Source organism: Clostridium sp. DL1XJH146, from assembly GCF_054819755.1.
The window spans coordinates 18,440-32,375 of the sequence record NZ_JBTVVN010000037.1 but is presented as its reverse complement, the minus strand read 5'-3'; the positions used below and the strand labels follow the sequence as shown (position 1 = coordinate 32,375).

General features: G+C 28.9%; 14 protein-coding genes and 1 tRNA gene. 10 read left to right on the top strand and 5 right to left on the bottom strand.

Features of this window, described 5'->3' with window-relative positions; translation table 11 throughout:
- The first annotated feature begins 206 nt into the window (after positions 1–206).
- From mnmL to ACVHXK_RS14980, 4 genes are all read left to right on the top strand, one after another.
- Entirely contained in the window at positions 207–1,139 is a 933-nt protein-coding gene (mnmL, locus tag ACVHXK_RS14995; protein ID WP_461207223.1) for a tRNA modification radical SAM protein MnmL/YtqA, read from the top strand.
- 99 nt (positions 1,140–1,238) lie between these two features.
- Entirely contained in the window at positions 1,239–2,348 is a 1,110-nt protein-coding gene (locus ACVHXK_RS14990; RefSeq protein ID WP_461207222.1) for an ABC transporter ATP-binding protein, read from the top strand.
- 11 nt (positions 2,349–2,359) lie between these two features.
- Positions 2,360–3,301 carry a PucR family transcriptional regulator gene (locus ACVHXK_RS14985; RefSeq protein WP_461207221.1) on the top strand — a complete coding sequence of 314 codons (942 nt, stop codon included), beginning with the start codon at positions 2,360–2,362 and terminating at the stop codon, positions 3,299–3,301.
- A gap of 117 nt (positions 3,302–3,418) precedes the next feature.
- On the top strand, positions 3,419–4,432 hold the full coding sequence (locus tag ACVHXK_RS14980; protein ID WP_461207220.1) for a LacI family DNA-binding transcriptional regulator: 1,014 nt from the start codon (positions 3,419–3,421) through the stop codon (positions 4,430–4,432).
- A gap of 33 nt (positions 4,433–4,465) precedes the next feature.
- Here ACVHXK_RS14980 and ACVHXK_RS14975 read toward each other — a convergent pair whose 3' ends face one another.
- The 4 genes from ACVHXK_RS14975 to ACVHXK_RS14960 all read right to left on the bottom strand — a co-directional run bounded on the left by ACVHXK_RS14975 (position 4,466) and on the right by ACVHXK_RS14960 (position 6,317).
- Positions 4,466–5,122 (bottom strand): HAD family hydrolase, encoded by a 657-nt coding sequence (locus ACVHXK_RS14975; protein WP_461207219.1) that lies wholly within the window; start codon positions 5,120–5,122, stop codon positions 4,466–4,468.
- Between the two features lie 56 nt (positions 5,123–5,178).
- Positions 5,179–5,703 carry a phosphatase PAP2 family protein gene (locus tag ACVHXK_RS14970; RefSeq protein WP_461207218.1) on the bottom strand — a complete coding sequence of 175 codons (525 nt, stop codon included), beginning with the start codon at positions 5,701–5,703 and terminating at the stop codon, positions 5,179–5,181.
- Between the two features lie 183 nt (positions 5,704–5,886).
- Positions 5,887–5,962, bottom strand: a tRNA-Pro gene (locus tag ACVHXK_RS14965).
- 46 nt (positions 5,963–6,008) lie between these two features.
- Positions 6,009–6,317: a hypothetical protein gene (locus ACVHXK_RS14960; protein ID WP_461207217.1), complete on the bottom strand. Its 309-nt coding sequence runs from the start codon at positions 6,315–6,317 to the stop codon at positions 6,009–6,011.
- 228 nt (positions 6,318–6,545) lie between these two features.
- Between ACVHXK_RS14960 and ACVHXK_RS14955 the strand changes: the two genes are divergently transcribed.
- The 4 genes from ACVHXK_RS14955 (at position 6,546) to ACVHXK_RS14940 (ending at position 9,848) form a co-directional block, all read left to right on the top strand.
- The gene (locus tag ACVHXK_RS14955; RefSeq protein WP_461207216.1) at positions 6,546–7,418 is read left to right on the top strand and encodes a metal ABC transporter solute-binding protein, Zn/Mn family; all 873 of its coding nucleotides are present in this window, start codon (positions 6,546–6,548) and stop codon (positions 7,416–7,418) included.
- Positions 7,419–7,427: 9 nt separating this feature from the next.
- Positions 7,428–8,180: a metal ABC transporter ATP-binding protein gene (locus ACVHXK_RS14950; protein WP_461207215.1), complete on the top strand. Its 753-nt coding sequence runs from the start codon at positions 7,428–7,430 to the stop codon at positions 8,178–8,180.
- A gap of 9 nt (positions 8,181–8,189) precedes the next feature.
- Entirely contained in the window at positions 8,190–9,047 is an 858-nt protein-coding gene (locus ACVHXK_RS14945) for a metal ABC transporter permease (RefSeq protein WP_461207214.1), read from the top strand.
- A 129-nt stretch (positions 9,048–9,176) separates the two neighbouring features.
- The gene (locus ACVHXK_RS14940) at positions 9,177–9,848 is read left to right on the top strand and encodes a rhomboid family intramembrane serine protease (protein ID WP_461207213.1); all 672 of its coding nucleotides are present in this window, start codon (positions 9,177–9,179) and stop codon (positions 9,846–9,848) included.
- 347 nt (positions 9,849–10,195) lie between these two features.
- On the opposite strand, the gene murC is transcribed toward ACVHXK_RS14940, so the two are convergent.
- Complete coding sequence (gene murC / locus ACVHXK_RS14935) at positions 10,196–11,572, bottom strand: UDP-N-acetylmuramate--L-alanine ligase (protein ID WP_461207212.1); 1,377 nt, start codon at positions 11,570–11,572, stop codon at positions 10,196–10,198.
- 207 nt (positions 11,573–11,779) lie between these two features.
- Between murC and purR the strand changes: the two genes are divergently transcribed.
- Both purR and ACVHXK_RS14925 read left to right on the top strand, forming a co-directional pair.
- Positions 11,780–12,598, top strand: a complete 819-nt coding sequence (gene purR, locus ACVHXK_RS14930; protein WP_461207211.1) for a pur operon repressor — start codon at positions 11,780–11,782, stop codon at positions 12,596–12,598.
- Between the two features lie 26 nt (positions 12,599–12,624).
- Positions 12,625–13,797 carry a septation protein SpoVG family protein gene (locus tag ACVHXK_RS14925; RefSeq protein WP_461207210.1) on the top strand — a complete coding sequence of 391 codons (1,173 nt, stop codon included), beginning with the start codon at positions 12,625–12,627 and terminating at the stop codon, positions 13,795–13,797.
- Positions 13,798–13,936 lie beyond the last annotated feature (139 nt).

The following is a 13,936-nucleotide window of genomic DNA, read 5'->3' as shown; positions in this document are numbered from 1 at the left end:
TTGAAGTCATTGAAGTCATTGAAGTCATTGAAGTCATTGAAGTCATTGAAGTCATTGAAGTCATTGAAGTCATTGAATTCATTGAATTCATTGAAGTCATTGAAGTCATTAAAATTAGTTAAAGATTTTCTGAGGAACGAAGAAAATCATCATTAATTGTGCATTGTAAATTGTGCATTGTACATTGAACTAAAAAGAGGTGTTGTATGGAAAATAAATGGGGTACAAAAAGATACCATTCGCTTAATTATTTTTTGAGAGATAAATTTGGTACTAAAGTATATAAAATTTCACTAGATGGGGGATTTTCTTGTCCGAATAGAGATGGAACAATAAGTAGTGGAGGTTGTATTTTTTGTAGTGAAAGAGGTTCGGGGGATTATGCAGGAGATAGAAGATTATCTATCACAGAGCAATTTAATGATATAAAAGAGAAAATGCAAAAGAAATGGAAAGAGGGAAAGTATATTGCGTATTTTCAAGCGTATACTAACACTTATGCACCTGTTGATATATTGAGAAAAAAATATGAAGAAGCAATAGAACAAGAAGGTGTTATTGCACTCGCTATAGCTACTAGGGCTGATTGTTTAAGTCAAGAAGTTTTAGATTTATTGAAGGAGTTTGGAGAAAGAGTTTATGTATGGGTAGAATTAGGATTACAAACTTCAAACGAAGAGACTGCTTTAGTTATAAATAGAGGATATAAGCTTCAAGTTTTTGAAGATGCCGTTGAAAATTTAAGAGAGAGAAATATAGATGTTATAGTTCATACCATTTATGGACTTCCTGGTGAAACGGACGATGATATGTTAAATACTATAAAGTATCTAGCGAATAAGGACATTCAAGGTATAAAAATGCACTTGCTCCATTTAATGAGAGACACTCCTCTTGTAAACTTTTATAGTGAAAAAGGGTTGGATTTTTTGACTATGGAAAGATACGTAGATTTAATTTGTAAATCTATAACCTTGTTACCAGCTAACGTAGTAATTCATAGATTAACAGGAGATTCTCCGAGGGATATGTTGATAGAACCTATGTGGAGTTTGAAAAAATGGGAAGTTTTGAATGCAATTGATAGAAAATTAGAAAATGATGACTTATATCAAGGTTTGTATTATCTCACAAATTAGTTTTTTTAACTTTGTAAATATTGCGAATAGATTAAAAGCGCTATAAGATGTAAAATAATATTATAGTTAATCGATAACATAATTTTAGGAGGAGTTAAAATGGCAGGTTTGAAGTTAAAAAATATTTACAAAGTTTATGCAGGTAATGTTACAGCGGTAAAGGATTTTAATCTTGATATAGAAGATAAAGAGTTTATAGTTTTTGTTGGACCATCAGGATGTGGTAAATCAACAACTTTGAGAATGATTGCAGGTCTTGAAGAAATAACTAAAGGTGAACTTTATATAGGAGATAAGGTAGTAAATGATGTTGCTCCTAAAGACAGAGATATAGCGATGGTATTCCAAAATTATGCATTGTATCCACATATGACAGTTTATGATAATATGGCATTTGGTTTGAAATTAAGAAAAACACCAAAAGATCAAATTGACAAGCAAGTAAAAGAAGCAGCTAGAATTCTTGACATAGAACAATTATTAGATAGAAAGCCTAAAGCTTTATCAGGTGGACAAAGACAAAGGGTAGCTATGGGTAGAGCTATAGTAAGAAGTCCTAAAGTATTCTTGATGGATGAACCTTTATCAAACCTTGATGCTAAGTTAAGAGTTCAAATGAGAACAGAAATAGCTAAATTACATACACGTTTGCAAACAACATTTATATATGTAACTCATGACCAAACAGAAGCTATGACATTGGGTACAAAAATAGTAGTTATGAAAGATGGATTAATTCAACAAGTAGATACACCACAACAAGTATATGATCACCCAGCTAATGTTTTTGTTGCAGGATTTATAGGAAGTCCACAAATGAATTTCTGTGAAGCTAAATTAGTTGAAAAAGATAATAAAGTTTTTGCTCAATTTGGAGAAGTTGAAATAGCTATATCAGAGGAAAAAGTTGATGCTTTGAAAAAAGCTAATCTTCTTGGAAAAGAAGTAATTATGGGAATAAGACCAGAAAATATGGATGATAATGAAGAGTTTATCGAAAGACATCCTAATACTATTGTAGATGCTCAGGTTGAAGTAACAGAATTAATGGGTGCAGAGACTTATATATATGCTACAATAGAAGGCAATGCATTTACTGTAAGAGTAAATGGTTCATCACAAGCTAAAGCTGGAGATGTTATTAAGGTTGCTTTTGATGAAACAAAATTACATTTCTTTGATAAAGAAACTGAAAAAACTATCGTTTAGGAGGAATTTTAATGCAAGAGTTTAAGAATTTTCTTAGAAATTTAAGCTTTAATACAGGTGTACCATTTAATTTAATTGATGAAAAAGGGACAATAATATATGACTGTGGCTTGAATTTCAAGGAAGATGAAACTCTTGAGTTTCCATTAGTAACTAATAAATTGAGAGCGAAAGTAATATTGAATGAAGAATTTGAAACCTGTATTAATCTACTGAAGTATGTTATTCAAGAAAATTATAAACAACTTTATGCAGATAGAGAAACTATTCTTAAAAATATTCTTAATGGAGAAAAGGTAGCTCAAGATGATATAGACATATGTATCTCTGGTCTAGATAGTGGTTATAACCTTATATATATCAAAGTAGATGGAAGCCGATATGAAGCTGTAGATGTTATTAATCAATTATATAGTGAGGAAGTATTGGTGGTTTTATATGGAGATAGTATTCTTGTCATTGGTCAATTTGAAGATGTTGAGGAGCATACTAAAAGTATTAAAGATTCAATACTATCAGATTTATATTCAGACTGTTTTGTTAGTTATGGGAAGCAATTTAATTCTGTGAGTGGATTAAAGAAAACATATTCTAATGCAAAAGAATGTTACGAAATTGTTGGAAAATTTAATTTAAAAGAAAATGTTTTTAATTATGATAACATTATATTTGAAAAAATAGTATATAATCTCAATGATTATATAAAGGATATACTTTATATCAAATTTAGAAACAAATTTGATAAATTTGATAATGAAGTTATTAATACTATTGAGATGTTTGTTGACTGTGATCTTAATATAAGTGATACTGCTAAAAAACTGTATATACACAGAAATACTTTGATATATAGACTTGATAAGATAAAAAAAGATACAGGATTTGATATAAGAAATTTTAAAGAGGCATCTGTCTTCATAATTGGATTTCTTATTTGGAAAGAAATAAATTAGAATTCATAAAATGAGAGGCAAACAAATTGTTTGCTTCTTTTTTTATTGAAAATAGGGTACATTTTACTATATAATAGTTATATTCGGCATAATATTAAGTTTAAAGAGGTAGTTACTATGAAAATTACAATAAAAGATGTTGCAAGAGAAGCAAATGTATCGCCTTCTACAGTTTCTAGAGTTATATCCGACAGTTCGCGAATATCTGAAGATACGAAAATAAAAGTTAGAGAAGCAATGAAAAAATTAGGATATTTCCCTAATGCTATAGCTAGAAGTTTGGTGAACAGAATGACGAAGACAATAGGAATAGTAATGCCTAACTCCACAGAAACAGCTCTTCTTAATCCTTTTTATCCAGTAGCTTTGAGTGGTATTTCTTCATTTGCACATGAAGAAGAGTTTTGCTTACTTTTATCTACAGGAGAGACTGAGGAAGAACAGTTAAAATCAATAAAGGAAATTGTTATGAGTGGAAGGGTTGATGGAGTTATAGTAATGTATTCTTCAGTAGATAATAAAATTTTGAATTTTATTAGAGAGTACAATATACCTGTATTGATAATTGGAAAGCCTATGAATGATAAAGGGATTTTATTCGTAGATAATGATAATGTAAAAGCATCTTATGATGTAACACAGGAATTTATAAATAGAGGGCATACTAGGATAGGTTTTATTTCAGGGAAGTTTGAATTTATAGTTTCATTAGATAGATTAGATGGTTACAGGAATGCATTAGTAGATAGCCAAATCGATTTTAATAGAGATTATGTTGTGGCTGTGGACTTTCTTAAAGATGAAGGGTACTTTGCTATGAAAAAGTTATTAAAGCTTAAAAATAAACCTACAGCTGTTGTTGTTACGGATGACTCTATAGCATTTGGAGCAATTGAGGCATTAAAAGAAGAAAAAATTAAAATTCCTGATGAGATTGAAATAATAAGCTTTAATAATGTTCCGTTAAGTAGGTTTATTACTCCTACCCTAAGTTCAGTGGACATAAATGCCTATCAATTAGGATATAGGTCTTGTGAGTTAATTATTGATAAAATTAAGAATGAAGATACGGAAAAAAATAATAATATTATAGTTCCAACTAAAATAATTTATAGAGAAAGTTCTAAATAGTATATATAAAAAACCAAATGCGAATACATTTGGCTAAATTACTTCTTTGATAAATTCAGTATAATGAGTTATATAGTGATCAGATGAATTTATTATTTGATCTTTTTCAAAACTTGAATAAGCATCTTCAACCCCAATAACCTTCATTCCAGCAGCTTTTGCTCCTTTTATTGCAGGTAAAATATCTTCAAAAACTATACAATGTTTAGGGCTTACGTTGAGTTTGTCAGCAGTCAGAAGATAAATATCTGGAAGATTTTTTGCCACATTTAATTCTTCAGTGGTAGTTATAGCATCAAAAAAGGCATATATTCCATTTTTTTTAAGAACTAATTCAGTTAAGATTTTAGAATTATTAGTTGCTAGACCTATTTTAATATCTCGGGTCTTTAATAAATTTATAAAAGATTTAACTCCTGGTTTTAAAAATATATTATGTTTATACTCAAAAATTGCCATTTGTAGCCATTCTTCCATGATTTCTTCTAAGCTATCTTTAAGTTTAAACTTTTCTTTAAAATATAGAGCTGTTTGTTTATAAGTTAGGTTTTGTATTTCAGATTTTATTTTTTCAGGGCAAGGTATATTTCTTTTTTTTAGATAATCAACATCAATTTTATCCCATACCCACATTGAGTCTATTAGAGTGCCATCCATATCAAATATAACGGCTTGTATATTATTAAGCATATATTCCTCCTTTAATAAGTATGAATTATATAAATAAGTAAATTAAAAAAATGAATTCACATAAAAATGTTGACTAACAACGATGATGATAGTCCAATAATAGTTCCAGCCATTACATCTGTAGGATAGTGTACTCCAAGATATATTCTTGAAAATCCGACTAAAGATGCAAGAATTATAAAAACAGCTGATAAGGTAGTGAATGTAAGTGCAGCAGCAATACCTATAGTAAAAGCAGCAGTAGTATGTCCAGATGGAAAAGAATATTCATCAATACCTATTTTTTTAGTATATAGGTTGTCTATTTTTAAATAAGGTCGAATCCTATTTACATTTATTTTTATTAATCTTACAATTGCAGAACTTACAAATAATGAAACGAAACATTTTAGACCAAAATCATTAAACTGTTTATTTGGGTATATGAACATAAACAAACAGAATATAAAACAAAAACCAACAGATCCTAAGTAGGTTATGAAAGGCATTATTATATCCAGAAAACGGCATTTTATGGAAGTGTTTAAAACTTTTAAGATTACTACATCTCTTTGTATTAATTTTTCAAGTAAGTTGCTCACAATTCTACCCCTTTAAGTTAGTCGATAATATATTAAACAGTACTATTATATTCTATTATTAAATTAACATTATTACAACCTAATACAAGTAAAGTTTGAATTAAAGTGCAATGTGAATTTAGATCAATAAATATACTAGGAGAGTAGTTTTAGATAAAAAAAAATTACCTAAAAGGTAATCTTTGGTCGGGGTAGCAGGACTTGAACCCGCGGCTTCATGGTCCCAAACCACGCGCGCTACCATCTGCGCTATACCCCGTAACTATATTTGAATTATACTACTTAATTATTGTTAAGTCAATATATTATTTTTCTTTATCGCCTACGCCGCGAGTAGGGATTAGAGAAATAATTATTCCTATAAAAATTGAGACTAATGCTGGAGCAATTATATTTAAATATACAATATAGCGAGTTTTATATAAGACTAGAGCAGAAACTGAAGTTATTAAAACAGTACCGACAAAAATAAATATTACGAATTTAGCAAATGAACTAAAAAATCTTTCATATATTCTATGGCGAGTTGGTCCACTGATGATTGCTCTAAATGTAAAGTATGAAACTAATATTAAAAGTATGTCTACACTAGTGAAAATAAGAAAATTTTTCATAAAAAGTGCTCCTTTACTATTTATTTTATTAAATAAAGTGTTGATATTATAATACCCTTATTTGAAATTTTTACACAAAATTGAACACAATTATATATGTGAATTGTTAATTCAAAAACCAACAAAAAAATTGTACAATAAAGAAAAATATGTTAGTATACTAGTAGTTATTGATGTCAATAATTATTATTAAATAGAAATGTGTTTTTATTATTTTGGAGGTTTAATATGAAGATGAAAAAAATTGTTTTATTAATTATAGGTATAATGTTTTTAGTTTCATGTAGTAAAGGTGAAGAGGTTGATAATGTAGTAGAAAATAGATTGCAAATTGCAGTATCTATTGTACCAGAAGAGACTTTTGTCAAAAAAATTGGAGGTGATCTAGTTGATATTGTAACTATAATTCCACCAGGACAGAGCCCAGCTAATTATGCGCCTTCTCCACTAATTATGAAACAATTAGAGGATTCGGATTTGTATTTTTCCATTGGAGTTCCAGCGGAGGAAGTGAGTATTCTTCCTAAAATTGAGCAATTGGCAGCTGGTGCAAAATTAGTTAAATTAAATGAGGAAGTAGAAAAAAAATATGAAGACCTATTTTTTTCGGAAAACAGTAGAGACCCACATATATGGATGTCACCTAAAAGAGTTATGACGATGGTTGATGTTATTCAAGAGGAGCTTAGCATCATCGATCCAGAGAATAGTGATTTCTACGCAAAACGGGCAGAAAGTTATAAGGACGAATTAGAAGACTTGGATTTAGAAATAAAAAAGAGTATAGTTGGACTTAAGGAAAAAACTATAATTGTTTATCATCCGTCTTTTGGATATTTTGCCGATGATTATGGTTTGTCTATGATTGCGTTAGAGGAAGATGGTAAAGAAGCTACACCAGAAAGATTGATGGAGGTAATTGATTTAGCAAAAGATAGAGGAATAAAATCAGTATTTTATCAGTCTGAAATTGATAGTAAACAATCGGAGCTAGTTGCAAATGAGATTGGTGGAAAAGCTATTGAGTTAGAGCCTCTTTCTTCTAATTATATAGAAAATTTAAGGAAAACAGTTGATTTGTTTAATTCAGTATCGGAATAGGTGATAATAGTGGATAAAATTATAGAAATAAAAGGAGTAAATGTTTATTATGAAAATGTTTGTGCACTTCAAAATATCAATCTAGAAGTGTATGAAAAAGATTTTTTAGCTATTCTTGGTCCCAATGGAGGAGGTAAGAGTACGCTGTTAAAATTGATATTAGGTTTTGTAGAAAAATATTCCGGAGATGTGAAGATATTAGGGAAAGATAATAGAACTATGAAAAAACATATTGGATATGTACCACAAATCACAAATTTTGATAGAAAATTTCCTATCAATATAACAGAAGTGATTATGATGGCCCAGTTACCTAGTAGGCCTAGACTTTTTTCTAGACATACAAAAGAGGAGCTGCAAAAGGTATATTCTATAATGGAATCTCTAGGTTTGTATCATTTAAGAGATAGGCAAATAGGAGAACTTTCTGGTGGACAATTGCAGAAGGTATTGATAGCTAGAGCTTTATTCAGAGAACCTAAATTACTTTTACTAGATGAGCCAACATCAAGTCTTGATGGAATGATGAAAAGTCAAATATTTTCTATATTGAAAGAATTGAATAAAGATATTACTATTATGATAGTTACTCATGACCTATCTGTTATTTCTTCCTACGTAAAGAATATAGCTTGTTTAAATAAGAAATTGTATTATCATGGTGAGACGAAAATGGAAGAAGATTTAATAAAGACAGTATATGGGTGTCCTGTAGATTTGATAGCTCATGGAGTACCACATAGAGTTTTAAGTGAACATTAGGAGGTTATTATGCTTGAAGGGATTTTGAAATATGTTTTTTTAAGAAATGCTGCAATGAGCATAATACTGATTAGTATTCTTTGCTCTATTATTGGAACAATAGTTGTTGAAAAGAAAATGGTTATGATGAGTGGCGGAATAGCACATACATCTTTTGGAGGGATAGGTTTAGGATATTTGTTAGGGTTTGAACCTATTCTAGGAGCTTTAATATTTGCAATTTTTTCGTCGCTTGGTATCTCTAAAATCAATAAAGAATTTAAAACAGATAAGGATACATTGATAGGTATGTTCTGGGCATTTGGAATGTCTCTAGGAATAATTTTTATTTATTTAGCACCAGGGTATCCACCAGATATGACTTCATATTTATTTGGTGATATTTTATCGGTAACTACTATTGATTTATTTTTGCTAGCATTATTAGATTTATTAATAGTTTTCCTGGCAACAGCTTTTTTTGAATATTTACGAGCTTATCTTTTTGATGCTGAGTTTATGTCAACTATGGGAATTAATGTTGAAAAAATAGAGTATATTGTATATATTTTAATTGCATGTGCTATAGTTTTATTAATAAGAGGTGTTGGTATTATTCTTGTAATAGCAATGCTTACAATTCCAGTAGCTATAGCAAAGCAACTAACTAAAAACCTTAAAAGAATTATTGTATATTCAAGTGTGATAGGAATAGTATTTGGATTTTTGGGCTTAACAGTATCATATTATTATAATGTGGCTTCAGGTGCTTCCATAATTATTTCACTGGTTTTAGGTTATGTTGCTATAGTGGCAGTTAAAAAATATATTTTGAAATATTTTCAAGTTGGTCAAAAACAAAAGGAATTTACTACTTCAAAATATTAAAAGAACATTATAGTAACAGATTATTGTAATACTAAAATGTTAATAATATGTTCTTTTGACTTTAAGGGCAAGCTAGTATTATAATATATAAATAAAATTGAGTAAATATATTTAAGGAGAGAAATTTAAATGAAATGGTTAAACAGATTAGAAATTAAATATAAAAAATATGCCATTAATAATTTGATGCTATATATACTAGCTTTAAATGGTTTTGTGTTTTTATTAGGACAGCTTAGTCCGTCAGCTTATTATTCAGTTTACACAAAATTAACTCTAGATCCTTCTTTAGTACTAAATGGTGAAGTGTGGAGACTTGTAACGTTCTTATTCATTCCTTTTTCTACTAGTTTTTTGTGGATGATAATTGCTTTGTATTTTTATTATATGATAGGGACTACATTGGAAAGACAATGGGGAAGTTTTAAATTTAATATGTACTATTTAATAGGCATACTTGCAACAATTGCAGCTGCGTTTTTGACAGGAAGTACTGTTACAAATGAAAACTTAAATCTTTCGTTATTTTTAGCCTTTGCTTATTTATTCCCTAATTTTGAAGTGTTGTTGTTTTTTATTCTTCCGATAAAAATGAAATATCTTGGGTATTTTAACTGGGCATTGATAGCATACACTGTTATATTTTCTTCTGGTATTGGGCAAAAAATAGCAGCGATAGCATCAGTAGTCAATTTCTTTGTTTTCTTTGGAAAAGACTTTTTTAAGGATACTAAAATAAAATGGCAAGTATATAAAAATAAAAAGAGATTTGAATCGCAAATGAATAAATATAGGAAATAAAAGAACTCATATGATAAAAGAATTCATATGAGTTCTTTTATTTAATGCACAATGCACAATGCACAATGCACAATGCACAATTGAGGATGATTTTGCGGGGCAAAATCTTTATTTAATTAGAAGATTAAAAGATTAAAAGATTGAGGAATTAAAACTGAAAGACTGAGAAATTAAGGAATTAAAAGAAAAATAAATAATGCTTATATTTTTTGTATTTGCTAAAAAATGATTTTTTAAATGAATTTAAAAGCCCGATAATCTTAGATTATCGAGCTTTTTATAACTGAATTAAAGATTTTATGACCAAAGGTAAGAAAATCCTCCACAATTGTGCATTGATCTTAAGCTTAATTTTCTAAAAACATTTCTCCTACTCTATAAATATCTCCTGCGCCAATTGTAAGGAGAAGATCTCCGTCTTTTAGTTGGGTTTTAAGATAAGTTGATATTTCTTCAAAAGTTTCAAAGTTTTTGCAGTCTACGCCATTTTCGCGAAGTTTATTACCTAACATTGTTGAACTTATAGAACCATCATTTTTTTCTCTAGCAGCATATATTTCTGCCAGTATTAAGGAATCAGCATCACCGAAAGAATCTGCAAAATCACTAAAAAGTGTTTTCGTTCTTGTATAAGTATGAGGCTGAAAAACACAGACAATTCTATTGTGAGGAAATTTTTTTGTAGCTAGTAGTGTGGCTTTAATTTCTGTAGGATGATGAGCATAGTCATCAATAACGGTAATACCATTTACATTTCCTTTTATTTCAAATCTTCTATGCGTACCTGCAAAATTGTATAATCCTAATCTGATGTTTTCGTTATCTACATTTAATAAAAAAGCAGCAGCTATACTTGCTAATGAGTTTAGAATATTATGACGACCAGGTACTTGTAATTTTATTGTTATAACGTATTTATCATTCTTATATACATCAAACTTAGGAATACCATTTTCGTAAGAGATATTTTGAGCTCGTATTTCGCCTTTTTCAATACCAAATCCAAGTGTATTGCATGTTGCTTTAGTTGCTATTAAATAAGCACGCTTATCCTCTGCGTTATATATATAACAACCATCATCTGGTATTAAATCTGCAAATTTTGAGAAAGTTTCTTGGATTTCATTGATATCTTTATAGAAATCAAGATGATCTTCTTCAATATTTAATACTATACCTAGGTAAGGATAGAATTTCAGAAAAGAAGCTTTATATTCACACGCTTCTGTAATAAAATATTCACTGTCACCGACTTTTACATTACCATCTATTAAGTCTAGATTACCACCAACTAAAATTGTTGGATCAAGCTTAGCTTGTAGAATAATGGAAGATAACATAGAAGTAGTTGTAGTTTTACCATGTGTTCCCGCAACTGCTACATTGTATTTATGTCCTCTCATAATATGTCCTAAAAATTCTGCTCTGTCCATAATTGATATATTTAATTTCGAGCCTTCTATCAATTCAGGGTTATCGTTTGGAATAGCAGCAGTATAGACTATTAAGTCGACGTCTTTTGTAATATTAGACGAGTTATGACCAATAAATATTTCTGCGCCAAGAGATTTTAATTTTTCAATTAAAACGGAATTATTTCTATCAGAACCAGATACGGAGTACCCCTTATCTAATAGTATTTCAGCAAGTCCACTCATGCTGATGCCGCCAATCCCTATAAAATGTATTTTCTTGTGTTTATCTTCTAAGAAATCAAATGTCAATAGAATCACTCCTTGTAAACAACCTTCTATCATATAATTATATACAAAAACAGAAAAAATAAATACATTAATAAGAAAAAAATAAATTATTAAAAGAAAATTCTTTTAATTTATTGATAATATATTCATTTTAGAATAAAATAAAGAATAATAAGAGTATGTCTTATAGAAATAGTTCGTAAAAATACGGGAAAAGGATTTGAAATTATGCCTAAATTTAATAGGAATGGAAGAATATCAATTATAACTAAGTATTTAATTGAAAACCCAAGTACGATAGTTAATTTAAATAAATTTATGGATATGTTTAATGCAGCTAAATCAACAGTTAGTGAAGATATTGTAGTTATTAGACAGGTTTTTGAAGATTTGAAGATAGGAAAAGTTGAAACAGTTTCAGGTGCTTCTGGAGGAATAAAATTTATTAATAGTGTATCAGAAGGAGATATATTGGACTTTTCAGATCAATTGTGTAAGATTTTGAATGATAATAATAGAGTAGTTCCAGGGGGATTTATTTATGTTAGTGATATATTATTTAATCCTAAAATAGTGTATAAGGCAGGAATTATTTTAGCTTCATTGTTCTCAAAATTAAATGTAGACTGTGTTGTTACAGTTGAGACTAAAGGTATTCCACTAGCTTATGAAGTAGCAAAAATGTTAGGAATTAATTTAGTTATTGTTAGAAGAGATAGCAAGGTTACGGAAGGGCCAACTGTTAGCATAAATTATGTAAGTGGTTCTAGTAATAGGATTCAAACTATGTCCTTATCTAAGAAGTCAATTAAAAAGGGAAGTAGATGTATTTTTATTGATGATTTTATGAGAGCAGGAGGCACAGCAGTAGGAATTATAAATTTATTAAAAGAATTTGAAAGTGAATTGGTTGGAATTGGTATTTTGATAGATAATATGAATACAGATAAAAAATTAGTTAATGATTATGTGTCTATAGTTGAATACAAAGGTGTTGATGAGGCCTTAAATCCAGTTGTTACACCATCAACAATTTGTGATTTGTAAAGCAAATACTGTAGGGGGATGGGAAAATGAATATTTCAGATATTGAAATTCAAGTGCAAGATTCTGATGAAACTAAAGCATTAGCGACTGTTTTTTTAGAAGAAGGATTTAAGATTTTAAACATACAAATAGTAGAAGGAAAAACTGGTATGTATGTACGTATGGCGCCTAAAGCAACTTTTTCTAGCAATGGAGTAAACAAAGAAAAAAGGCTAGAAACAGAAGAAAGATTATTTATTCAAAAAAAAGTAATTAATTCTTATAATTCGGCGTTAGAAGAGATTGAAAAAGAAAAAATTAAGAAAGAGCAAAATGAATTAGAACAAAATGAATTAAAACAAGTACAAGATGAGAATAAGATAATAAATGGAGATAAACTAGTTTCGATGGATGATAATATAAAGGAGGAATCTATTGAGAATGGTGAAGCTCTGCAAGAATATGAGCAAAATAATGAGGATAGTCTAGATGAAATAGAGGAAATAGTGGAAATAGAGGAAATAGTGGAAATAGAGGAAATAGTGGAAATAGAGGAAATTGAAGATTCTTCTAAAGAACAGGTATATTTAGAATTGAATGGTGATACTGAAAATAAGATTGATGAAATATTAAATAAGAATTCAATAAGGCTTTATCATAATGATGACATAGATGAAGAAATTGATATTAATAAATTATTAATTGATAAAAAGAGATTATTCCCAGGTAATGAATTGTTCGTAACTGACTTGAATTTGAATCCAAGGGTTAATATGAATATAGCGTATAAATTGGCTGAAAAATTTGCAAGTAAAGAATTGGACTATGTAGTAGCAGTTGAAAATAGAGGGGTGTTACTAGCATACGAAGTTGCTAAAATTTTAAACTTAGATTTAGTAATTATAAAATATGGGGATAATTTGAATGAAGGATCTGCTATAACTGTTGAGTATAAGGAGAATCAGCAAATATTCACAATAGGTATTTCAAAATTACTTTTTAAAAACAATAGCAGGTGTATTTTGATTGATAACACTATTAATTCAGATGTTTTGCTTAAGGCGATAACTGATTTATTGTCCAAGTATAATAGCTTTTTGGAAGGTGTAGGAGTTATGTTTGAAGATATTAGATATGATATTGATAAAGAGAATATAAATTTGCAGGCATTGGTTAAGTACTCAGGTGCAGATGAGAACTTTATGCCGATTATATATTAATATTTTGTTATTATTTGTTTTGTTAATACAAAAAAGCTAATTAATATCTAATTAATAAAAATTTTCAAAAAATTTATATAATTATTGAAGGAAAAAAAGGAACAATGTAGAATACTATACTTATGAGCATCTTGGAGGT